20 protein-coding genes are annotated in these 21,426 nt (G+C 58.3%); 11 read left to right on the forward strand and 9 right to left on the reverse strand.

All coding sequences use genetic code 11. The features are described from left to right. The first annotated feature begins 2 nt into the window (after positions 1-2). The 6 genes from ABVF61_RS11630 to ABVF61_RS11655 all read left to right on the forward strand — a co-directional run bounded on the left by ABVF61_RS11630 (position 3) and on the right by ABVF61_RS11655 (position 5,898). Entirely contained in the window at positions 3-1,256 is a 1,254-nt protein-coding gene (locus tag ABVF61_RS11630; RefSeq protein WP_353993725.1) for an NAD(P)/FAD-dependent oxidoreductase, read from the forward strand. A gap of 70 nt (positions 1,257-1,326) precedes the next feature. Beyond that, entirely contained in the window at positions 1,327-2,457 is a 1,131-nt protein-coding gene (locus ABVF61_RS11635; protein WP_353993726.1) for a TRAP transporter substrate-binding protein, read from the forward strand. Beyond that, positions 2,379-2,906 carry a TRAP transporter small permease gene (locus tag ABVF61_RS11640; protein ID WP_353993727.1) on the forward strand — a complete coding sequence of 176 codons (528 nt, stop codon included), beginning with the start codon at positions 2,379-2,381 and terminating at the stop codon, positions 2,904-2,906. The genes ABVF61_RS11635 and ABVF61_RS11640 overlap by 79 nt, the downstream gene beginning before the upstream one ends. 3 nt (positions 2,907-2,909) lie before the next feature. Next, positions 2,910-4,220 carry a TRAP transporter large permease gene (locus ABVF61_RS11645; protein ID WP_353993728.1) on the forward strand — a complete coding sequence of 437 codons (1,311 nt, stop codon included), beginning with the start codon at positions 2,910-2,912 and terminating at the stop codon, positions 4,218-4,220. Between the two features lie 73 nt (positions 4,221-4,293). Further along, positions 4,294-4,728 carry a universal stress protein gene (locus ABVF61_RS11650; protein WP_353993729.1) on the forward strand — a complete coding sequence of 145 codons (435 nt, stop codon included), beginning with the start codon at positions 4,294-4,296 and terminating at the stop codon, positions 4,726-4,728. A gap of 45 nt (positions 4,729-4,773) precedes the next feature. After that, complete coding sequence (locus ABVF61_RS11655) at positions 4,774-5,898, forward strand: enolase C-terminal domain-like protein (protein WP_353993730.1); 1,125 nt, start codon at positions 4,774-4,776, stop codon at positions 5,896-5,898. Positions 5,899-5,951: 53 nt separating this feature from the next. Here ABVF61_RS11655 and ABVF61_RS11660 read toward each other — a convergent pair whose 3' ends face one another. Together ABVF61_RS11660 and ABVF61_RS11665 are read right to left on the reverse strand one after the other, a co-directional pair. After that, positions 5,952-6,695: a response regulator transcription factor gene (locus ABVF61_RS11660; protein WP_353993731.1), complete on the reverse strand. Its 744-nt coding sequence runs from the start codon at positions 6,693-6,695 to the stop codon at positions 5,952-5,954. Continuing rightward, complete coding sequence (locus ABVF61_RS11665) at positions 6,676-7,974, reverse strand: GAF domain-containing sensor histidine kinase (RefSeq protein ID WP_353993732.1); 1,299 nt, start codon at positions 7,972-7,974, stop codon at positions 6,676-6,678. Before ABVF61_RS11665 ends, ABVF61_RS11660 begins: the two co-directional genes overlap by 20 nt. A gap of 236 nt (positions 7,975-8,210) precedes the next feature. On the opposite strand from ABVF61_RS11665, the gene ABVF61_RS11670 reads away from it, so the two are divergent. From ABVF61_RS11670 to ABVF61_RS11690, 5 genes are all read left to right on the forward strand, one after another. Next, positions 8,211-9,095, forward strand: a complete 885-nt coding sequence (locus ABVF61_RS11670; RefSeq protein ID WP_353996402.1) for an SMP-30/gluconolactonase/LRE family protein — start codon at positions 8,211-8,213, stop codon at positions 9,093-9,095. 82 nt (positions 9,096-9,177) lie between these two features. Next, positions 9,178-10,155 (forward strand): ABC transporter substrate-binding protein, encoded by a 978-nt coding sequence (locus tag ABVF61_RS11675; protein WP_502949995.1) that lies wholly within the window; start codon positions 9,178-9,180, stop codon positions 10,153-10,155. A 38-nt stretch (positions 10,156-10,193) separates the two neighbouring features. Continuing rightward, positions 10,194-11,675: a sugar ABC transporter ATP-binding protein gene (locus ABVF61_RS11680; RefSeq protein ID WP_353993734.1), complete on the forward strand. Its 1,482-nt coding sequence runs from the start codon at positions 10,194-10,196 to the stop codon at positions 11,673-11,675. Further along, positions 11,672-12,619: an ABC transporter permease gene (locus ABVF61_RS11685; RefSeq protein WP_353993735.1), complete on the forward strand. Its 948-nt coding sequence runs from the start codon at positions 11,672-11,674 to the stop codon at positions 12,617-12,619. Before ABVF61_RS11680 ends, ABVF61_RS11685 begins: the two co-directional genes overlap by 4 nt. After that, complete coding sequence (locus tag ABVF61_RS11690; RefSeq protein ID WP_353993736.1) at positions 12,616-13,566, forward strand: ABC transporter permease; 951 nt, start codon at positions 12,616-12,618, stop codon at positions 13,564-13,566. The genes ABVF61_RS11685 and ABVF61_RS11690 overlap by 4 nt, the downstream gene beginning before the upstream one ends. A gap of 210 nt (positions 13,567-13,776) precedes the next feature. Here the strand turns inward: ABVF61_RS11690 and ABVF61_RS11695 are convergent, their stop codons facing one another. Genes ABVF61_RS11695 through ABVF61_RS11725 form a run of 7 tightly spaced genes read right to left on the reverse strand, consistent with a single transcriptional unit; the run spans position 13,777 to position 21,417 of the window. Continuing rightward, positions 13,777-14,832, reverse strand: a complete 1,056-nt coding sequence (locus ABVF61_RS11695; protein ID WP_353993737.1) for a sugar phosphate isomerase/epimerase family protein — start codon at positions 14,830-14,832, stop codon at positions 13,777-13,779. Between the two features lie 41 nt (positions 14,833-14,873). Next, positions 14,874-16,466 carry a glycoside hydrolase family 43 protein gene (locus ABVF61_RS11700; RefSeq protein ID WP_353993738.1) on the reverse strand — a complete coding sequence of 531 codons (1,593 nt, stop codon included), beginning with the start codon at positions 16,464-16,466 and terminating at the stop codon, positions 14,874-14,876. Further along, positions 16,466-17,509: an L-glyceraldehyde 3-phosphate reductase gene (gene mgrA, locus ABVF61_RS11705; RefSeq protein WP_353993739.1), complete on the reverse strand. Its 1,044-nt coding sequence runs from the start codon at positions 17,507-17,509 to the stop codon at positions 16,466-16,468. Before mgrA ends, ABVF61_RS11700 begins: the two co-directional genes overlap by 1 nt. Then, positions 17,506-18,642 (reverse strand): Gfo/Idh/MocA family protein, encoded by a 1,137-nt coding sequence (locus ABVF61_RS11710; RefSeq protein WP_353993740.1) that lies wholly within the window; start codon positions 18,640-18,642, stop codon positions 17,506-17,508. Before ABVF61_RS11710 ends, mgrA begins: the two co-directional genes overlap by 4 nt. A 9-nt stretch (positions 18,643-18,651) precedes the next feature. Beyond that, on the reverse strand, positions 18,652-19,398 hold the full coding sequence (locus tag ABVF61_RS11715) for a sugar phosphate isomerase/epimerase family protein (RefSeq protein WP_353993741.1): 747 nt from the start codon (positions 19,396-19,398) through the stop codon (positions 18,652-18,654). A gap of 31 nt (positions 19,399-19,429) precedes the next feature. Continuing rightward, positions 19,430-20,524 carry an ABC transporter ATP-binding protein gene (locus tag ABVF61_RS11720; protein WP_353993742.1) on the reverse strand — a complete coding sequence of 365 codons (1,095 nt, stop codon included), beginning with the start codon at positions 20,522-20,524 and terminating at the stop codon, positions 19,430-19,432. 11 nt (positions 20,525-20,535) lie between these two features. Beyond that, positions 20,536-21,417 carry a carbohydrate ABC transporter permease gene (locus ABVF61_RS11725; RefSeq protein ID WP_353996403.1) on the reverse strand — a complete coding sequence of 294 codons (882 nt, stop codon included), beginning with the start codon at positions 21,415-21,417 and terminating at the stop codon, positions 20,536-20,538. Positions 21,418-21,426: the final 9 nt, after the last annotated feature.

The raw sequence follows: 21,426 nt of genomic DNA on the forward strand, positions 1-21,426 counted from the left end.
ACATGAACGCGTCGGCATCGGCACATGTTGTTGTAATCGGCGCTGGCGTCGTGGGTGTGTCGACAGCAATCTGGTTGCGCCGGGCAGGTGTCAAAGTCACTGTTGTGGACCGGGTTGAACCAGGAAGCTCGTCTTCAACGTCCTACGGAAATGCCGGTGTACTTGCCGCGTGCTCCGTCGCCCCCGTAACGGCACCCGGACTTGTCCGCAAAAGCCCGAAAATGCTGTTGGATCCGGATTTCCCGCTTTTTCTGCGCTGGTCGTATCTGCCCAAACTGATGCCCTGGCTCTTGAAATATCTGTCGCATGCCAACGACAAGGACACCCGGCGCATTGCCGACAGCCTGGCGCCGATCATCTACGATTCCCCGTCACAACATGAAGCGCTCGCCAAGGGAACGGACGCCGAAAAGTGGCTGGTCAATGCCGATTACAGCTTTGCCTATCCGTCGAAGGAAGCCTTCGATGCGGATGCCTATACCTGGATGCTTCGTCGGCACGCCGGGTTCGAGCCGGATGTGCTTCAAGGCGACAACATCCGGGACTTCGAACCGGCCTTGTCGGACAGGATCGGCCTTCTCGCGGTGATGCATGACCATGGCTATGTGCGCGACCCCGGTCTCTATATCGCAGCACTTGCGGAAGAAGCGAAAAAACTCGGTGCGATCTTTCATCAGGCGGAAGTCAAGGATTTCAGCTTTGTGGACGGTCACATCTGCGGCGTGATCACCTCGCGGGAGACCCTGGACTGCACACGAGTGGTTCTGGCGACGGGTGTCTGGTCCGGCGATCTGGCGAAGAAACTGGGATTGGCAGTGCCGCTGGAATCCGAACGCGGATACCACATCGTGTTCCAGGCCGCTGAAGACGGGCCACGGACCCCGATGATGATCACGAGCGGAAAGTTCGTCGCCACGCCCATGAAAGCGGGATTGCGCTGTGCGGGTGTTGTCGAATTCGGTGGGCTGGATGCGCCTGCGTCAAAAGCTCCGCTGGAATTGTTGCGCAAGAAGGTCAGACAGACCTTTCCGAAATTGTCGTTTGAAAAGGAAGAGAGCTGGCTCGGGCACCGGCCGGCGCCTTCCGACAGTTTGCCACTGATCGGAGAAATCGGGGCATCGGGTGTCTTTGCCGGTTTTGGACACCATCACATCGGCCTCACGGCCGGACCCAAGACCGGACGAATTCTGGCCGGGCTCATATCCGGAAATCGCCAGAACATCGACCTGTCGGCCTATGATCCGCAAAGGTTCTAGGTCGGTCAACGAGAGCAGCGTGTCCCGCATCCGCGGGGCATGAGGGGACAAAAAAACGAGGAGGTTTTCCATGTCCGGACTGACGAAAGTACTCATGGCCGGCGTTGCCGTATCAACGCTCGCAGCAGGCGCGGCATCGGCCGAAACCTGGGATATGCCCATGGCGTACGCGGCCACCAACTTCCACTCGGCAACCGGTGAGAAGTTTGCCGAATGCGTGACCCTGGGCACTGGTGGTACACTTGAAATCAAGACCCACCCGGGCGGCTCGCTCTATTCGGGTGCCGAGATCAAACGCGCGATCCAGACCGGACAGGTGCCGATCGGCGAGCGCTTGCTCTCCGGTCACCAGAATGAGAACGCAATCTTCGGCTTCGATTCCGTGCCTTTCCTGGCAACCTCATTCGAAGATTCCGAAAAGCTCTGGGAGGTGGCGAAAGAGCCGCTGACCAAAATTCTGGCAGATCAGAACCTGCACCTGCTTTATTCCGTGCCGTGGCCGGCGCAGGGCCTTTATTTCGACCGTGAGGTGAATTCCCTCGAAGACGTCAAAGGTCTGAAATTCCGTACCTATAACAACGCCAGCGCGCGCATGGCTGAGCTCGCCGGGATGCAGCCGGTGCAGATCGAAGCCGCCGAAATCAGCCAGGCCTTCGCGACGGGCGTTGCACAGGGCATGGTGTCTTCCGGCTCCACCGGTTATGACCGCAAGATCTGGGAAAGCCTGTCTCACTATTATGCCGCCGATGCATGGCTGCCGCGGAACTATGTCATGGTCAACATGGACAGCTGGAACAGCCTGGATGACACCACCAAGAACGTCATCAACGGCTGTGCGGCCATGGCCGAATATGCCGGTGACTGGCGCTCCATCCAGTACAACGAGTTCACCGTGAACGAGCTGGGCAAGAACGGCATGACCACCGGCCGCGTGAGCGACACGATGGCCGGGGAACTGCGGGCCATCGGTGAGACCATGACCGGGAGAGTGGCTGGAGACTGCAGGCGAACAGGGCAAGGCCATCGTCGACGCATTCAAGGCCAAACAATAACCGGCCCGCATGACACTTCTGCCCGGCGGTTTCTACTGTCGGGCACTCATGCCTTTGAAGGGGGACGGCGGTGGCTATTTTCAAGCTTTTGCGCACCAGTCTTGATGCGCTTTACAAATTCGCCGGATATCTGGCGGCGGTTTTCCTGATCCTCATCCTGTTCTTCGTGGCCTCGCAGATGGTCGCAAGATGGGGCGGCGGGATCATCACCGGCGCGCCCGACTTCACGGGCTACTGCATGGCGGCGGCATCCTTCCTCGCTTTGCCATACGCGCTCAACAGCGGCAGCCACATTCGGGTCAGTCTTTTGCTGACCGCGCTCGGGCGCTACCGAAAATTCGGTGAGATCTGGTGCTGGGCGATTGCCAGCTATCTGACATATCTGTTCGCGCGCTATGCCATCAAGTTCACCTACGAAAGCTACCGCTTCAACGAAATCAGCCAGGGTCACGATGCCTGGCCGATCTGGATACCGCAGATGTCCATGGCTGCCGGAACGGTGCTTCTGGCCATCTGTGCATTCGACAATCTCGTGACAACGCTGTTTACCGGCCGGGACAATATCCACGTCCCCGCGACCAAAACGCAGGGGGAGTAAGACATGGAAGAGATCTACCTCGTTCTCATCTTCCTGTTCGTTCTATTCCTGCTTCTCGGGACGGGCGTCTGGGTGGGGCTGGCGCTTTTCGGTGTTGCTTATCTCGGACTTGAAATGTTCACCTCGCGCCCGGCTGGCGATGCCATGCTGACGCGCATCTGGACCGGGTCTTCCAGTTGGACCCTGACTGCACTGCCGCTCTTCATCTGGATGGGCGAGATCCTGTTCCGAAGCCGATTGTCGCAGGACATGTTCCGTGGTCTCAGTCCGTGGATGCAGCGAATGCCGGGCGGTCTGGTACATGTGAACATCGTCGGCTGCACGATCTTTGCCGCGGTCTCCGGGTCCTCGGCGGCAACGCTTACAACTGTCGGCAAGATGTCTATCCCGGAACTGCGCAAACGCGGTTATCCCGAATACATGACGATCGGAACGCTGACCGGAGCGGCAACCCTCGGTCTCATGATCCCCCCGTCGCTGACGCTGATCGTCTACGGGGTTGCTGTCGAGCAGTCGATTTCCAAGCTGTTCATGGCAGGCATTTTACCAGGCATCGTGCTTGCAGGCATGTTCATGGCCTACGTTGCCGGTTGGTCATTCCTTCGCCCCGCGGAAGTGCCGAAGATCGCCAACCGCATGAGCATTTCCGAAAAGCTGCGTGAAAGCCGCTTTCTGATCCCGATCATCCTGCTCATCCTTGTTGTCATCGGATCGATGTATGGTGGTTGGGCAACTGCAACCGAAGCGGCTTCGATCGGTGTCATTGGCGCGTTCATCCTGGCGGCCGCGCAAGGATCGCTCACGAAAGAGACATTCATCGACAGCCTGCTGGGCGCAACCAGGACATCGGCAATGATTGCGCTGATCCTGATGGGAGCGACGGCCCTGACGCTCGCAATGGGCTTTACCGGATTGCCGCGCGCCCTGGCGGAGTTTATCGAGAGCCTGCAGCTCTCCCAATTCTCGCTCCTGATGGCGCTTATGCTGTTTTACATCCTGCTCGGAATGTTTCTCGACGGGATATCGTCCGTTGTTCTGACCATGGCGATTGTTCAGGAAATGGTGGTTGGCGCAGGCATTGATCTGATCTGGTTCGGGATCTTCATTGTGATCGTGGTTGAAATGGCGCAGATCACGCCGCCGATCGGGTTCAACCTGTTCGTCATGCAGGGGATTACCGACCACGAAATGGGCTACATCGCCAAGACCGCGATCCCTTTGTTCCTGATCATGGTGCTGATGGTTTTTGTGATGATCTTCCTGCCCGAATTGGCCACCTTCCTGCCGGACAACATGCGCGGTCCTCGAGGATGACATTGGCAGGAGGCGGCAGGCCGCTGCCGCCTCCTGGTCCGCAATTGCAGTTAGCGTTCAAAGAGGTCTCGTGATGGCAGACGTCAAGATCATTGCCGCCGTCGATCTGCACCACAGGGAGTCCGATGCCTGTGTGGTCCGCGAGGCGATCATGTTGGCACAGAGCCATGCGGCCACCGTCGAACTTGTCTTTGTGATACCGGATCAGCAAAACACCTATGTGCAGGCCTACATTCCCGACGAGATGCGCGATCAGGTCGAAGTGGACGCACGCAAGGATCTCGCCGCTTATGCAGGCGAGTTCGATTGGCAAGACGTGCCATATTCGAGCGATGTGTTGCGCGGCGTCGTTTACGAAAAGCTGATCGAACATGCAGAGCACCTGGCTGCACGCTTTATCGTCATCGGCGCAAGCAGACCGACTGTGAAGGATTTGTTTATCGGCCCCAATGCGGCCCGGGTGTCGCGTTTTGCGTCGTGCTCGGTTCTGGTCGTCCGGCCCGAATAGGTATCAAAGCCCGAAAGTCGCATCAAACCGATATCGGAGGTTCGCGTGAGCGGGCACAAAATCGAGACAATCCGCATCCACAGGATCAGCATCCCCGCAAAGGCGGTGCATTCGCATGGCAGCGGCGACGTTGCCGGGATCAACGTCGCCATCCTGGAAATAACCACCGACACAGGCATCAAAGGCTGGGGAGAAGCTTCGCCCTGGCCAGTGTTCACCGGCACGGCGGAAGGATGCGCTGCGGCCCTGCATGTGTATCTGCGGCCGCAACTGATCGGTCAGGATCCGGTTCAAGTCGAAAAGCATATGTCGATGGCGGACAAGATCGTTGTCGGGCATCCGGAGGCCAAGGCCGCGCTCGAAATGGCGCTTCTGGATATAACCGGGCAGATCTCGGGCCTGTCGGTCTCAGAACTGGTCGGTGGCCGGATGCGCGACGACATGGGCATGAGCTTTTCCATCGCCAATCCCGATTTCGGCAAGGACCTGGAAGACGTTGCCGGCATGTGGGAGGACGGCGTAAGGATCTTCAAGCTCAAGACGGGTTTTTCAGATCACCGTTTCGACCTCATGCGTCTGGAGAAAATGCGTGAGATCTATGGCGAGGAAGCAGATATCCGCATCGACTACAATCAGGGGCTGCCAGCCTACGATGCCGTACGCCGTGTCCGCGATCTTGAGGCATTTCGCCCGACCTTTGTCGAGCAGCCGGTCAAAATGCACGAGCGCGAGGTCATGGCGCATCTGACTGATGTGATCGACGCGCCGATTATGGCTGACGAAAGCGTCTTCGATCCGAAGGGCGCGCTTTATGCAGCGCAGATCCGTATGGCTGACATCTTTTCATTGAAGATCATGAAATCTGGCGGTATCCGCCGCGCGCTCGAGGTGGCGACGATCGCTCGCGCGGCCGGGATCGAGGTCTATGGCGGCTGCATGTTCGAGACCGGTCTTGCACATGCCGCCGGCGCACATCTCATGGCGGCGGTGCCGGATCTGATCCTTGAATGCGAATTCTACATGGCGACCTACTATGCAGAAGATGATATTCTGGCGGACCCGTTCCCGGTGAAAAACGGGCGGGTCTACGTGCCGCAAGGAGCAGGTCTCGGCGTCAGGGTCGATCCGGAAAAACTCTCCAAACATGCCGTCGCAGAGGTGTTGGGGTAATGCCGAGCGAGCCACGTTGCTTTGCGGCTTCATTGCGACAGTTAGTGAACTCGCTAGTGCGGTTCACCCTGGCTCGTCGAGTTGGCCCATGCCTGGTAGTCGAGCTCGGCGGCTTCAATCGCCTTTCCGTTCACAAGGCGCCGCACAAAGGCGATGCTGACGGCGCGTGAGCGGCTGTTGAAAACAGCGGCCCCATCCGCGTCTCTGTCGGAATCCTGATCCAAGCCAAGTTTCTCGTAGAGCGATTGCAAACGGCTTTGGACGCTCCGCAGCGATATTCCCCGCCTGCGTGAGATTGTTCTGTCAGTCAGGCCAAGCGCAATGTCTATCAGGACTTCATATTCGGAATCTGTCAGGCCCTGCAAACGATCATCCGCCCGCTGCTGAACACCGCGCACAGTCCTGTCGATGATGCACTGCTCTTCGACAAAGACGCCCTGCAGGGCCAGTTTCAAACGGTCTTCGGACGCTGATTTCAATATGTATCCGTAGGACGCTCCTGCGGGCACAATACGAGAAATTCCGCGCACATAGGCTTCATCGGCGTAGTTCGACCAGAACAGAATCCGGGTTTCCGGTTCCCGGTGCCAAATGGCGCGGGCTGCCTCGACGCCGGTCCGGTTGGGCATTTGAAGATCCATGACGATCGCATCCGGCTGGTGCTCCATGGCAAGTGCAATGCCTTCATCACCATTTCGCGCTTCTTTCAGATCCGTCACGTCGGGCAGTTCCCGCTCGACGACCTCACGTAAAAACGACCGGTGCAGCACGTCGTCTTCAACTATCAAGATACGCATCTTCTCGCTCCGGCTCCGTAATGGCACTTGGTGCGGCGCTTGCGACCGGCAACGTCACGCGGACGCGTGTGCCGGGCATGTTCTGGCAGGGTTCAATACTGAAGTCGGCCGAGATGAGCGTTGCCCGTGTGCGCATGTTTTCAATACCGCCCAGATGATCTGTGTCGCCGTGTGTCAGCCCGCGCCCGTCGTCGGATACGGACAGGCAAAGGTTTCCGCCGCCTTCTGACAGCGACACATATATGCGCGATGCATCTGCATGCTTGATTGCATTGTTGACCGCTTCCTGCGTGATTCGGAACAGGGCGATCTGAAGCGTTTCCTGCAGCCTGTTGCCCGCACCGACGGTTTCATCGGCAAACTCCACCTCAATCGGCCGCTCCTGTGAGGCGACCGCCCTGTCGAGCAGGGCTTCGATCCCCTGTTCGAAGCCGAACAGCTTCAGAACGCTCGGCCGGGCGTCTTCAATAATACCCCTGAGTTCCTGCAAACAGCCTTCAAGCCGGTCTGTAACTGCATGCAATGCATCGCCCGGGATCTTCGGCGTTTGCCGAAGCCTGCGCAGTTCATGATTGAGCCGCGTCAGGTCGGCCAGTGTCTGGTCGTGCAGATCCATGCCGATCCGCTGCCGCTCCAGCTCAAGCGCTTCGGTCAACCGCAGCGCTCCGGCGCGCAGGCCCTCCGCATGGGCATGAATTTCCGCCTGCCGGATAGCGGCTTTACGCGCACGCTCTCCCTGGTTCAGGGCGTGGATATAGGAAGACAGTAGATCGGCAACATACTGCGCGATTGTGACGTGGCTGTCGTTATAAACGCCGCGCGCGTGGCAGGAGTAGGAAAGCGCGCCGATCACTTTGCCCTCCACCTGAAGCGGCACGTGCAAGCGGCTGCGCAGGCGGGCATCAAAAATCGGGTCGCTGAATGCACCGTCGAAGTGGAAGCGTTCGTCCAGCTGTGCGTCCTCGGTCAGGATGAAGTCTTCCTTGCCGCGAAGGATGCTGCGGATCGGGCTGACGGAAATCGGAACCGGTTCCGGCGCGTCGCCCCACCCCGTATGGAGGCGGGCTTCGTACGCGACGTGCATGTCGCCTTCGCCCGTCAGAATACAGACGTCGATATGATCATGAGGAAGAAAAAAACCGACTTCTTCAGACACTTTCTGGATCAGTGACTGAAAATCCAGTTGACCGGCAACGGCTCTGGAGATCAGCAGAAACCGCTGCAGCATGGCTTCGGTGCTAATGGCACTTGCTCCGGTGTTTTTGCTTTGGTCTTCCAAGGATAGCGGTCTCCGGTCCTTATCTCCCACGCTCATTCCGCCGAGAAGGCGTTGAAATCTGCAGCAATCGATGCGGGTTCCCGCAAAACTCTTGCCGAAACTACAGCATACATTCTGCAGGGCGCATGAAAAGCTCTTCAAACAAACGAAAAACGACGCCGGATCGGATCTCGCGACCGGCGCATAAAGGGAGCGAGCGGCCAGTGCACGACGGCATTGAAATAGCGTGCGACCGGATGAAGGATCTAGTGATCCCGATCTGTCATCTTGAGCGCCTTTTCGATACGTGCCTGTGGGCCGAAGGACCTGCATATCTTGCCGCATCGGATTGCGTTGTCTGGTCTGACATCCCGAACAATCGCATCCTGCAATGGGTTGAAGGCCTGGGCACAAGAACGTTGAGTGCCGCTTCAAATCACGCCAACGGCAACACAATCGACGGGGAAGGCCGCCTGGTCAGCTGCGAACATCTCAGCCGCGCGGTCACCCGCCGCGAACACGACGGGACCCGGACGGTCCTTGCCTCGCATTTTGACGGCAAAAGACTGAACTCGCCGAATGATGTCGTCGTCAAGTCGGATGGGACGATCTGGTTCACAGACCCGACATACGGGATCCTTACAGATTATGAAGGCGAACGGGCGGATCCTGAGCAGGACGGGTGTTATGTCTACAGGCTTCAGCCGGAAACGGGCGAAATCAATGCTGTGATACGCACGATGGTCAAACCGAATGGACTGGCGTTTTCACCCGATGAAAGACGTCTCTACGTTTCGGATACGGGCGTATCACACCAGACGGACGGGCCTCATCATATCAAGGTCTTTGATCTGGTGGCGGGTGAGAAGGTTCAAAACGAGCGTGTTTTCGCTGAAATAGCACCGGGCGTTCCCGATGGGTTCAGGCTCGATGAATTCGGAAACGTCTGGACGAGTTCGGGCAATGGCGTTCAGGTTTTCTCACCGGAGGGGGAATTTCTGGGGCGCATCGCAGTGCCTGAGGCGGTGTCCAACCTGACTTTCGGTGGCCCCAAGAACAACCGCCTCTTCATTACGGCAACAACGTCGCTCTATGCGATCTATGTGGGTGTTCGAGGATCAACCCGGAGGAGTGCTTTCTGACGACCTGAAGCGAATTACGAATGATTGGGAGGAAATCATGAGAATACGTCAATCACTACTGTTTGCGACTACCGCTCTTGCCATGACTGTTGCAGCTCTTCAGCCGTCGGTGGCTGATACTTCTGACAAGCGGATTGCGCTGTCGAACAACTACGCAGGTAACAGCTGGCGTCAGGCCATGCTCAAGTCCTGGGGCAAAAATGCCGATCAGGCGGTCAGCGCAGGTGTTGTTGCTGCCGGCGATGCATTCACTACGGCAGAAAACCAGGCCACCGAACAGGCCGCACAGATCCAGAACCTGATCCTTCAGGGGTATGATGCAATTGTGGTCAATGCAGCCTCGCCGACAGCGCTCAACGGCGCGGTCAAGGAGGCCTGTGATGCGGGCATCGTCGTCGTGTCCTTCGACGGTGTTGTCACGGAGCCGTGCGCCTGGCGCATTGCGGTTGACTTCAAGAAAATGGGTGAAATCCAGGTCGATTATCTGTCCGGGCGTTTGGCGGATGGCGGTGAGCTGCTTGAAATCCGCGGCCTTGCAGGTGTTTTCGTCGACGACGAGATCCATTCGGGTATTGAGGCGGGTGTCGCCAACCATGACAAGTTCAACATTGCCGGATCCGTTCATGGCGAATGGACACAGACGGTCGCTCAAAAGGCGGTTGCCGGAATTCTGCCGAGCATGCCTGAGATTGTCGCGGTCGTGACACAGGGTGGTGACGGCTATGGCGCTGCCCAGGCCTTCGCGGCTGCCGGCCGGCCGACGCCGATCATCATCATGGGCAACCGTCACGATGAACTGACATGGTGGAAGGAGCAGAAGGACGCCAATGGTTATGAGACCATGTCGGTCTCCATTGCACCCGGCGTCTCGACGCTGGCCTTCTGGGTTGCGCAGCAGATCCTCGACGGACAGGATGTACCGAAGGAACTGATTGTGCCTTTCCTGCAGATTGATCAGGCGGACCTCGAAGAGGGCCTGGCCAACACCGAGCCGGGCGGCGTCTCCAACGTCGAATACTCACTCGATGACGCCAAGGCCTATCTGGAAAGCGTAAAGTAAAAAGTGCCGGTACCGTCCGTTCGATTTCCGGAGGAGCAATGACAACGGAAACTGTGAGCCCTTTGATTTCCCTGACAGGAATTCAAAAGGTCTTCGGGGCGGTACAGGCCCTGAGCGGTGTGGATCTGAATATCCATGCCGGAGAATGTCTCGGACTTGTCGGCCACAATGGCGCCGGCAAGTCCACCTTGATGAACATCCTGGCCGGGACCCTGGAAGCGAGCGACGGCAGCCTGTCGATTGCGGATAAGGATCTTGGCCGGGGCTATGCCGTGCAGGATGCCGGGAGACTGGGCATCCGCTGTGTCTTTCAGGAACTGTCGCTCTGTCCCAACCTTTCGGTCGCGGAAAACACACGGATCATTCATCCGGTTCTGAAGGGTTTCGCATGGCGCAAACGCGCTTCTGTCTTGATAATGGATCAGCTGGAGCGAATCTTTCCGGGGCACGGAATTTCGCCTTTCGACATCGTTGGCGATCTCTCGATTTCAAAACGGCAGATGGTTGAGATCGCGCGTGCCTTCACCGTCACGGAAACAGATCTGCGGCTTGTCATTCTGGACGAACCGACATCCTCGCTGGATGCCCGCGTTGCGAACCAGCTGCTTGAGTACATCGAAAAAATTACAGTCTCCGGGACGAGCGTGGTTCTGATCTCGCATCTGCTGGGCGAAATATTGCAGGTTTCCGACAAGATCGCGGTGATGAAGGATGGACGTGTCGTCGCCTTCAGACACGCATCAGATTTTGATCGCGGCAGTCTTGTGGAAGCCATGGGCAGCACACTGGTGGCAGGGGCCGCACCCCGCCGGGACGCTCAAGCCGGGCAGGCGATCGGCGAGGAACGGATCCACATGCGCCCGTCCGGTCAGCCGGATGAGCAGACCATTCGCGCACAGGCAGGTGAAGTCATCGGCTTTGCGGGTTTAGCCGGCCAGGGTCAGACGGAAGCCTTGTTGCAGATTTTTGAGGGTCACGGCGTCTTGCCGTCCGGCCGTGGCGGCAACGATTGCTGCTTTGTTGCTGGAGACAGGCAGGTGGATGGAGTACTGCCGCTCTGGTCAATCCGCAAGAATATCGGGATCGCGTCCTTAAGGAGGCTGCGCTCCGGTGCCCTGATCAGAAACGAACGGGAGCAGGAGCTCGCCGAAGCTTGGAAGGACCGGATCGGAATTCGCGCACCGGATGTAGAGGCCCCCATACTGTCCCTGTCGGGAGGCAACCAGCAGAAGGTGCTGTTCGCCAGAGCGTTGGGGTCCGCCGCGAATATTGTCCTCATGGACGACCCTATGCGCGGCGTTGATATCGGCACGAAGAACGAGGTCTACGCGATCATCCGGCAGGAAGCCTCTCAGGGGAGGACGTTCCTCTGGTACACAACCGAGATGGAAGAATTGGACTATTGCGATCGGGTCTATGTGTTCCGCGACGGGCTGTTGAGCGAGACACTGGTCGGCAGCGACATTACCGAGGAAAACTTGCTGCAGGCGTCCTTCAAGCAGGTGAGCGGGGCGGCATGAGCGGACTGCAATTCTTTACATCCGCCCGCTTTTGGCGCGGGGCGCTGCCTGCGCTGTCGCTCACCTTCGTGTTGTTGGGTGTGTTCTGGCTCCAACCGCGCGCAATGAGTTATTTCGGACTTAATCTGCTGTTCAATCTGGCCGTCCCCATTGCGCTTGCAACGATCGCGCAGATGTTCGTTATCGCCGTAAATGACCTCGATCTGTCGATCGGCAGCTTCGTCTCGCTTGTGGCCTGTATCGGCGCGACCTGGCTGCACGAAACACCATTGCTCGGCATCGCGGCGCTGTTGGGATGTATCTTGGTCTATGCCGCGATGGGAGCACTGATTTATATCCGGCAGCTGCCGAGCATAGTCGTCACGCTTGGAATGTCCTTTGTCTGGTCCGGCTGCGCTGTTCTGCTCTTGCCGACGCCGGGTGGCAGCGCACCGGACTGGATTCGGGCCCTGGTCACTTTCAAGCCGCCTTACATACCCATGCCGATACTGGCCGCCGTCGTTTTGGCGCTTGTGGTCCACTTCGCGCTGATGCGCACCTCCTGGGGTGTTCTGATGCGCGGTGTCGGCGGCAATGAAAGAGCAATTACGCGCGCCGGTTGGTCGGTGCTGAAGCTCAAGATGACGATGTATGCGATGACGGCGGTCTTCGGCATTCTGGCGGGATTGACGCTGGTTGGTCTGGCCACGTCCGCCGATGCAAATATCGCTCTGCGCTATACGCTTCTGTCCATTGCCGGCGTTATCCTCGGCGGAGGTGAGTTTGTCGGCGGCCGGATCTCACCAGTGGGCGCGGTCCTCGGTGCCATGACGCTGACACTAACGGCCTCATTCCTGTCCTTCCTGCGCATTTCGCCGGACTGGCAGATCGGTGCGCAGGGTGCGGTCCTGATCATCGTGCTGGCATTGAGAGCCATCGTGAACCGGATGGAGGCACGCCGATGAAACGGGTAGAGTCCTTCATGCGCCAGCATCCCTGGAGCTGGTCGTTTCTTGCAGCATTCACGACCTGGGCGGTTACAGCAGCTTACATAAGTGGAACGGGCGGCTTGGCGCTGGCATCAACGGCCTTGTCGTTTTCCACCTTCTTCGTGATGGTCGGCATCGGACAGATGTTCGTGATCACACTCGGACCGGGCAACGTCGACTTGTCGATACCCTCCACGATTACTCTGTCTGCAGTCGTGTCGATGATGGTGATGGACGGATCGAACACCATGATTGTGCCTGGCGTTTTGGCCGCGGTAGGTATCGGCCTCCTTGTCGGCCTGTTCAACTACGGCCTGATCCGTGTGCTGAGTATTCCGCCGATCATCGCCACCATGTCGTCCAGTTTTCTCGTGCAATCGAGCGCCATAGCGCTTGGGCGCGGCGTCAAGATAAAGCCACCGCTCGCACTGGAATGGATCTCGACCGCAAAGATCGCTGGCGTGCCCATTCTCGCGCTTCTGGTGATTGCCTTTGCAGTTCTCATGGCAGTGGTGCTCAACCGCACGATTTACGGAAGGTCCGTGACGGCCTTCGGTCAGAACACGCGCGCGGCGCGGCTCGCGGGCGTCCCGATTGAGCGCATAAGGTACCTGACCTACACGCTCTCGGCCGTCCTCGCTGCTCTCTGCGGTGTGTTTCTGGCTGGATTTTCCGGCGGCTCGTCACTGAACATGGGCGAGGAATATCTGCTCGCTTCCATCGCGGTCGTGGTGATTGGCGGTTCGTCGATTGCCGGGGGCAATTCCAATGTTCCCGGAATTTTCGGATCTGCGCTCTTTCTCTTCCTGCTGGTGGCAATGCTGAATACGTTCGGTGCTGCAGCAGGCCTGAGATTGATCCTGACCGGCCTGATCATCGTTGGTGTTGTGACTTTTGCGGGCGGTCGAAGGGAAAGCAGGTGAGGTCTTGGAGGCCCTGCAAGATAAGCCACATCCCCATCGCGGGCGTCAGGCTCAGTCTTGATCAGGTGTCGGTTTTCCAGGCGCGGGCACTTTCCATCCCTTGGCCTGTTGACCACAGGAACGGATGACCCCCACCCCTGACGCCCTGTGGGAAGGTAAAAGGGGTGGGGGCTCGGGTGGCTTTGACTTCGGACAGGTTTGTCCGGAGCCCTAGAGCCCGAGCATTTTCCGGATCTGTTCCTGATCCGTATCGCCACCGGCAAAGTCGTCGAATGCTTTGTCGGTCACCTCGATAATGTGGCTCTCGATGAAAGGTGCGCCTTCAGCCGCACCTTGTTCGGGCGATTTCAGGCAGCATTCCCACTCCAGGACGGCCCAGCTGTCGTACCCGTATTGCGCAAGCTTTGAGAAAATGCCGGAGAAGTCGACCTGGCCATCACCGAGGGACCGGAAGCGGCCCGCGCGATTGACCCAGCCCTGGTAACCCGAATAGACGCCTTGCCGCCCGTCGGGATTAAACTCCGCATCTTTCACGTGATAGGCGCAGATGCGCTCGTGATAGATGTCGATGAATGCCAGATAGTCCAGCTGCTGCAGCAGGAAGTGCGACGGGTCGTAGTTGATCTGGCAGCGTTTGTGGCCGTTGAGCGCATCCAGAAAAATTTCAAATGTGATGCCGTCGAATACGTCTTCACCCGGATGGATTTCATAGCCGACATCGACACCATGGTCCTCATAGACGTCCAGGATCGGTTTCCACCGTCTTGCCAGTTCCGCAAAGGCCTCTTCGATCAGCCCGGCCGGGCGTTGCGGCCAGGGATAAAGATACGGAAAGGCGAGTGAACCCGTGAAACTGACAGAGGCATCAAGGCCAAGGTTGCGGCTGGCGACAGCGGCCTTTTTCATCTGGTCAACCGCCCATTCCTGCCGACCTGCCGGATTGCCGTGGAGGCTGGCCGGCGCGAAACCGTCGAATGCCAAGTCATATGCAGGATGGACTGCGACCAGTTGCCCCTGCAGATGCGTGGAGAGTTCCGTGATCTCGACACCGGCGTCCGAACAGATGCCCTTGACCTCGTCGCAATAGGCCTGGCTTTCCGCCGCCTTGTCGAGATCGAACAGGCGGCTGTCGAAGGTTGGGATCTGGATGCCCTTGTAACCGAGCCCGGCGGCCCATTTCGCGATCGAAGGAAGGCTGTTGAAGGGCGCTTCGTCGCCGCCAAATTGTGCCAGGAAAATTGCCGGCCCTTTTATCAGTCCTGCCATGGGGTCCTCCCAGTTTGTCGAACGCGCAACCGTCTTGGCTGTCAGGTTCCTTCAGGTGCATATGAAAATCGTTGAAACTCGGCCGTCTTGCCGCAGCCTGTTGTGTCGAAAGCGATCATGCCGACGAACGCACCGGTAAAGGATGCGTGTTCTCCGCGGCCACCTTCGTCCGAAATCACACTCGCATCAAGCTCAGGCCCGAACGGTGACCAATCGGCCTTCTGCCGCCAGAAAAACTGCTGTTGTGCGCCGGTCACTTCGACGGCTAGGTCCACCGGACCGTCCTCGATCGCGATATGAGCAGCTGGAAACTCCATGTTGCCATCCGGCCAGTTCCCTGGGCAGGACATCAGCATCAGGCAGCGGCCGAGTTCCTCTGTCCGGCTGACAGCGAGTAAATGAAACTTGTGCCGGTTGTAGTAGGTCGTCAGACCGGCCGCCTGCTGGTAGGTGTCCGGTTTGAAGCCGGAAAGCGTTGTCTCGACACGGTAGGTGATATGCTCTTGTCTGCGCGCGACCAGAGACTGTTCATACCAGCTGCCTATACTCTCCCGCCCGGTAAGACGCAATTCGGACCCGGTGAGCGTGAACAGCCGCTCCGGATGAGGTGTTCTGGGCCACTGGAACTCCGGGGGTAACTCGTTGCCGACAAAAATCCGTTCGGTCTTTTGCGGCGGCCTTGCGACCGCTGCGTTCAGACCCGGCACCTCGACCTGCGGCAGCGGCCCGCCATTTTCAAGATAGAGCCAGTCGTCGCGCCAGACGCATTTCTGGATCGCGGTTTCGCGTCCGAGCGGCGAAAACCGGCCGGGAAGCGGGCGGGAGCAAAGATGCGTGTGATAGACCCCGCCATCAGGCGTTTCAACGATCTGGCCATGGCCTGCCCGTTGCAGCGGCCAGTCGAGAACGTCCTTCGCGGTGATCAGATGCGTATCAGGGTGCAGTTCATACGGGCCTTTGATCGACCGGGACCGCGCCATTGTGACCGCGTGATTATAGCCGGTGCCGCCTTCGGCAACGGTGAGGTAGTACCAGCCGTTGCGTTTATAAAGATGCGGTCCTTCCGTCAGTCCGAGAGAGCTGCCGGAGAAGATCGTCTCAGGCTCGCCGATCAGGCCTTCCGTTTCCGACCATTCCTGAAGAAGAATGCCGTCAAATGCCGATGTCCGCGGTTTGCCGCCGACCGAACTTGATACATGGTTCCATTGCAGAACCAGATACCACTTCCGGCCATCATCGTCGTGGAAGAGCGAAGGATCGAAACCGTGCGAAGAGAGGTGGACCGGATCGCTCCACGGGCCCCCGATCATTGGCGACGTCACAAGATAGTTGTGCGCGTCCTTGAAGTTGCCATCAAGGCGCTTGACGTCGGTATAGACCAGCCAGAAACGGTTGTCCGAATAGCTGAGGCATGGCGCCCAGATGCCGCCGCTGTCAGGATTCCCGCGCATGTCCAGTTGCGAGGCCCGATCCAGCGGCCGGCAGGCCAGATCCCAGTTGACCAGGTCTTTCGATCTGTGGATCTGAACACCCGGAAACCATTCGAACGTCGAGGTGGCGATGAAATACTCATCGTCCATCCGGCAAATCGAAGGGTCCGGGTTGAAGCCTGGCAGGATCGGGTTCCGGATCATCAGCGGGACGGTCCTTGTCGCTCGGAAGAAGCCGCCCAGAGATTGACGTTCGCCTCAACCGTGGTGGCTTCGATTTCCTGCAACTCCGCGTCCGTGAACTCCATGTTGTTCACGACCGCCGCGCAGTCTGTGACCTGCTCTGGCCGGCTCGCACCGATAAGCGCCGTTGTCACGCGGCCCTTGCGCAAGACCCAGCCCAACGCCATCTGTGCAAGGCTCTGCCCGCGCCGCTCGGCAATTGCATTGAGCGATCTGATCGCATTGAGCGTTTCTTCGCTCAGAAACTCGTTCTTGAGCGATTTGCCCTGGGTCGCCCGGCTGCCCTCCGGAATGCCCTTGAGATATTTATTCGTCAGCATCCCCTGGGCCAAAGGCGTAAAGGCGATGGATCCGATGCCGAGATCCTCAAGCGTATCGAGCAGGCCGTCTTCCTCCACCCAGCGGTTGATCATGGAGTAGCTGGGCTGGTGAATGAGGCACGGGGTTCCGAGTTCTTTCAGGATAGCGGCGGCTTCACGGGTTCTTTTGGAATTGTAAGAGGAAATGCCCGCATAAAGCGCCTTGCCGGACCGCACGATTTGGTCCAGCGCCGTCATCGTTTCTTCCAGGGGCGTCTCAGGGTCGAAGCGGTGCGAATAGAAAATATCGACATAGTCGAGGCCCATCCGCTTGAGAGACTGTTCGCAGGACGCAATCAGATACTTTCGGCTGCCCCATTCGCCATAGGGTCCGCTCCACATGCGATAACCGGCCTTCGAGGAGATGATGATCTCATCCCGGTAAGGCGCGAAGTCGGTCTTGAGGATCTCGCCGAAGGCTTCTTCGGCGGATCCGGGGGGTGGACCGTAGTTGTTTGCGAGGTCAAAATGGGTAATGCCGTGATCGAACGCGGTCCGGACAATGTCCCGTTTCAGTTCATGTGGCGTGTCGCCGCCGAAATTATGCCAGAGGCCGAGCGAGATGACCGGCAATTTCAGGCCGGATTTCCCGCATCGGCGGTATTCCATAGTGTCATAACGTGCTTGTGCAGCTTGCCAGGTCATGATGTCTCCGATTGAGCCAGCAGGTCCTGCGCCGCTTGCGGGCCAAGGGCCTCAGGACGTTCGCATGTGGTGAGAATGTCCTTGTACTCACCCGCGTCGCCGGAAGCGAGGATAGATGTCATCACATCTACGACATGGAGCGAAAACTCAAGCGAGCATCGGTGCGGGCGCCCCTGCAGAATGGCAAGGGCCATGTCGGCCAGACCAGCGGTCCGGTAATTCGCGTGCGGTCCGTCATTCGCGACGGAAAAGGGATGTTTCCAGTCCTCCGACACCGTCACGAAAGCTCCTTTCTCCGTCATCCGGATCTCTCCGCCGAAGAAATTCGGATCTGGAACGTGCAGGGTGCCGTTCTGGCCGTACAGCTCCATGTTGGAATGCCCGTGCTGCCAGACATCCCAGCTGGCGCAATAGGTCACCTGAGCGCCGGAATGGAACTGCATGACCGCATGGATCGTTGTTGGTGTCTCCACCTTGATCTTTTCACCATGGCGCGGTTTGGAGGTTATCGTGCGGTATTCCGAACCGGATGAGCTCATGGCGGTCACCCGCTTGACCGGCCCGAGCAGTTGCACAAGATTGGAAACGTAGTAGGGGCCGAGGTCGAGGATTGGGCCGCCGCCGGGCTGGAAGAAAAAGTCCGGATTGGGGTGCCACATCTCCATGCCGGGGCTCTGCACGAAACAGGTTCCCGAGGTGACGAGGCCGACCGCACCCTGATCGATCAAATGACGGGCGAGCTGATGCGCGCCGCCCAAAAACGTATCTGGCGCGGATCCGACACGCAGTCCCTTCTCGGCCGCGAGTTTGGCAAGAGCCTGGCCTTCTTCAATACTGAGGACGAACGGCTTTTCTGAATAGACGTGTTTTCCTGCCTCCAGGATGCTTTTCGAGACGTCAAAATGCGCTGCTGGAACCGTCAGATTGACGATGATGTCGATATCGTTTGCTGCCAGAAGGCCGTCGACGGTTTCCGCTCTCAGGTTGAACTCTTCAGCCCGCGCCTTAGCGGCGTCTGAATTGAGGTCCGCGCATGCGCGCACTTCGATGCCCTCAAACAGGGGCGCAAGGCGCATGTAGGCAGCCGAAATATTTCCGCATCCAAGGATGCCGATACCAAGTTTGTCAGTCATGTCAGGTCCTCAGAACTTTTGGAACGATGTGATCGAGCGGCTCGCAAAGCGCTCGAAATCGGAGGGGTTGTCGTGCTCCATGACAAACAGGTCGACATCGATGTTGCGTAAGGCGGTGGTCAGGCCTTTCCAGTCCATGACGCCATAACCGACATCGGCCCAGCCATCTTCATCAATGCACTCGCCTTCAGGGGCGATATCCTTGACGTGGGCCGTTGTGATCCGGTCGGCATAGCGGTCGATCCACAAAAGCGGATCCTGGCCACCACGAACAATCCAGGCAATATCGGCCTCCCATTCGATGCTCGGCGCGCTTTCCATCAGGATATCCATGGGCAGTCGGCCGTCCGAGCAGGCGGCAAACTCGAAATCGTGATTGTGCCAGCCGAACCGCAGTCCCGCGTCGCGCACTTTTTTCCCGATTTCCTCAAGATTTTGAGCAAGCGATACCCACGCACTCGCATCCGCGGCGCGTTGCTCTGGCGGTATGGCGGGCACGAAAAGACGCTTCATCCCAAGCGTTTTTGCCGTATCCAGCACCTTGCCGATATCATCCATGAACTGCTCGAACGGGAAGAAATGGCCCGACGGCATCGCAAGTCCATGCTTGTCCAGAAGAGCTCTGAAGGCAGAGGCGTCCTCGTAGACGGCGCCAAACCCTTCCACCTGCGTGTAGCCAAGGTTTGCAAGATGTTCGAGCACAGGTTCCCACGGTGAGAAATTGCGCGCGGAGTAAAGTTGAAAAGACACGTTCATGACGATTGTCCTGAAGGTTGGAGGAGGTCTGTTAGATCCGGTTTTCAGTTGATTTTTCGAAGATATTCGCCCGTGCCGGGTCGAACCCGACGACGATGCTGTCACCGTCATGCACGTTTGCCTGTCCGTCCATGCGTACCCAGATGGACCGGCCGCCGATATCGACCCGCGCAAGCGTGTCTGATCCGAGGGGTTCCAGCAATTCGATCTGCCCGTTCAATTGGATCGGGGCTGCCTGTGCTTCGACCCCGGTGGCCATGTGTTCCGGCCGTATGCCGAACCAGGCAGGGCCCTGAACCGGAAGGTCGTCCCGGAACTGATAGCCCTCAAGCGGGAACAGCTGATCGCCGGTGGAAAAGCGCAGCCCGTCGCCGCCGACGATCTCGCCGTCGAAGAAATTCATGGTTGGTGATCCGATGAATTCGGCGACATACTTGCTGGCGGGCCTGTTGTAGATCTCGTTTGGTGAGGCGAGCTGCAGGATCTGGCCGCCGCGCATGATCGCGATCCGGTCGGCAAGCGTCATCGCTTCGATCTGGTCGTGCGTGACATAGATCATCGTGTTGCTGAGTTTCTGGTGCAGTTGCTTGATCTCGACCCTGAGATCCGCGCGCAGCTTTGCGTCGAGGTTGGAGAGAGGCTCATCGAACAGGAAGACATCGGCATCGCGCACAAGGGCCCGGCCGATCGCCGCGCGCTGGCGTTGTCCTCCGGAGAGAGCGGCGGGTTTGCGCTTGAGCAGCGGCTCGATCTGGAGGATCTTCGCTGCGCGGTTGACCCGTTCCTCGATCTCGGCTTTCGGCAACCCGGCGTTTTTCAACCCGAAACTCAGGTTTCCGGCAACGGTCATCTGGGGGTAGAGCGCATAGCTTTGAAACACCATGCCGATACCTCGCTTGGAAGGCTCTTCCCAGGTTACGTTCCGGCCGCCGATGAAGATCTGACCGTCCGAAACATCCAGAAGCCCGGCGATGCAGTTGAGCAGCGTTGACTTGCCGCAGCCTGAAGATCCGAGCAAAACAAGAAATTCGCCTTGCCCGACATTCAGGTTGAGGTCCTTCAGGACATCGAGGGCTCCGAAGCTCAAAGCCAGGTTCTTGATAGAGATGCTGTAGTTGGTTTCCATGAGACGTCTCTTCAGCCTTTCACGGCGCCGGCGGCGATGCCGCGGACAAAGAGTTTGCCGGAGATGAAATAGATGGTGAGAGGCACGAGCCCGGTCAGGATCGTCGCGGCCATGTTGACGTTGTATTCCTTAACGCCCTGCGTGGAGTTGACGATGTTGTTGAGCTGCACGGTCATCGGATAAAGGTCCGGCTTGGTGTAGATGACGCCGAACAGGAAGTCGTTCCAGATACCTGTGACCTGCAGGATCATTGCAACCACGAAAATCGGCAGGCTCATCGGAACCATGATCCTGAAATAGATCCCCCAGAACCCCGCGCCATCAACGCGGGCGGCCTTGAACAGCTCCTGCGGAACCGATGCAAAGTAGTTTCGGAACAGCAAGGTCAGGATCGGCATGCCGAAAATCGTGTGCACGATCACCAGGCCGGTCAGGCTGCCGTAAAGGCCGACTTCGCGCAGCATGATCACGATCGGATAGATCATCACCTGATAGGGGATGAAGGCACCGACGATCAGGATTGTGAAGAACGTCTCGGATCCTTTGAAACGCCAGTTGGCGAGCGCATAGCCGTTGACGGAGGCAATCGCGATCGAAAGGATGACCGACGGTACGAGAATTCTGACCGAGTTGAAAAACCCGCGCGACAGGCCGTCACAATTGAGACCAGTACAGGCTTCTGCCCAGGCCTTCACCCACGGCTGGAAGGTGATCTCAACCGGCGGCGAGAAGATGTTGCCTAGCCGGATTTCGGGCATGCCCTTCAGCGACGTCACGATCATGACGTAGAGCGGCAGGAGGTAGTAAAGCGAAACCACGATCAATGTGCCGTAGATCATGATATTGCGGCGCGACAGCGCTTTGCGCGGCTTGCGTCCGCGTGGCCCGGTCATCTCCTGAGC

The sequence above is a fragment of the Roseibium sp. HPY-6 genome (genome assembly GCF_040530035.1).
GTDB lineage: Bacteria > Pseudomonadota > Alphaproteobacteria > Rhizobiales > Stappiaceae > Roseibium.

Bases quoted from the DNA above. Each gene is read 5' to 3' on its own strand.
- ABVF61_RS11690 (WP_353993736.1), top strand. From the start codon at position 12,616: ATGAAACGGGTAGAGTCCTTCATGCGCCAGCATCCCTGGAGCTGGTCG.
- ABVF61_RS11685 (WP_353993735.1), top strand. From the start codon at position 11,672: ATGAGCGGACTGCAATTCTTTACATCCGCCCGCTTTTGGCGCGGGGCG.
- ABVF61_RS11635 (WP_353993726.1), top strand. From the start codon at position 1,327: ATGTCCGGACTGACGAAAGTACTCATGGCCGGCGTTGCCGTATCAACG.
- ABVF61_RS11675 (WP_502949995.1), top strand. From the start codon at position 9,178: ATGACTGTTGCAGCTCTTCAGCCGTCGGTGGCTGATACTTCTGACAAG.
- ABVF61_RS11695 (WP_353993737.1), bottom strand. From the start codon at position 14,832: ATGGCAGGACTGATAAAAGGGCCGGCAATTTTCCTGGCACAATTTGGC.
- ABVF61_RS11630 (WP_353993725.1), top strand. From the start codon at position 3: ATGAACGCGTCGGCATCGGCACATGTTGTTGTAATCGGCGCTGGCGTC.
- ABVF61_RS11710 (WP_353993740.1), bottom strand. From the start codon at position 18,642: ATGACTGACAAACTTGGTATCGGCATCCTTGGATGCGGAAATATTTCG.
- ABVF61_RS11660 (WP_353993731.1), bottom strand. From the start codon at position 6,695: ATGCGTATCTTGATAGTTGAAGACGACGTGCTGCACCGGTCGTTTTTA.
- ABVF61_RS11720 (WP_353993742.1), bottom strand. From the start codon at position 20,524: ATGGAAACCAACTACAGCATCTCTATCAAGAACCTGGCTTTGAGCTTC.
- ABVF61_RS11680 (WP_353993734.1), top strand. From the start codon at position 10,194: ATGACAACGGAAACTGTGAGCCCTTTGATTTCCCTGACAGGAATTCAA.
- ABVF61_RS11715 (WP_353993741.1), bottom strand. From the start codon at position 19,398: ATGAACGTGTCTTTTCAACTTTACTCCGCGCGCAATTTCTCACCGTGG.
- ABVF61_RS11650 (WP_353993729.1), top strand. From the start codon at position 4,294: ATGGCAGACGTCAAGATCATTGCCGCCGTCGATCTGCACCACAGGGAG.
- ABVF61_RS11700 (WP_353993738.1), bottom strand. From the start codon at position 16,466: ATGATCCGGAACCCGATCCTGCCAGGCTTCAACCCGGACCCTTCGATT.
- ABVF61_RS11645 (WP_353993728.1), top strand. From the start codon at position 2,910: ATGGAAGAGATCTACCTCGTTCTCATCTTCCTGTTCGTTCTATTCCTG.
- ABVF61_RS11725 (WP_353996403.1), bottom strand. From the start codon at position 21,417: ATGACCGGGCCACGCGGACGCAAGCCGCGCAAAGCGCTGTCGCGCCGC.
- mgrA (WP_353993739.1), bottom strand. From the start codon at position 17,509: ATGACCTGGCAAGCTGCACAAGCACGTTATGACACTATGGAATACCGC.
- ABVF61_RS11670 (WP_353996402.1), top strand. From the start codon at position 8,211: ATGAAGGATCTAGTGATCCCGATCTGTCATCTTGAGCGCCTTTTCGAT.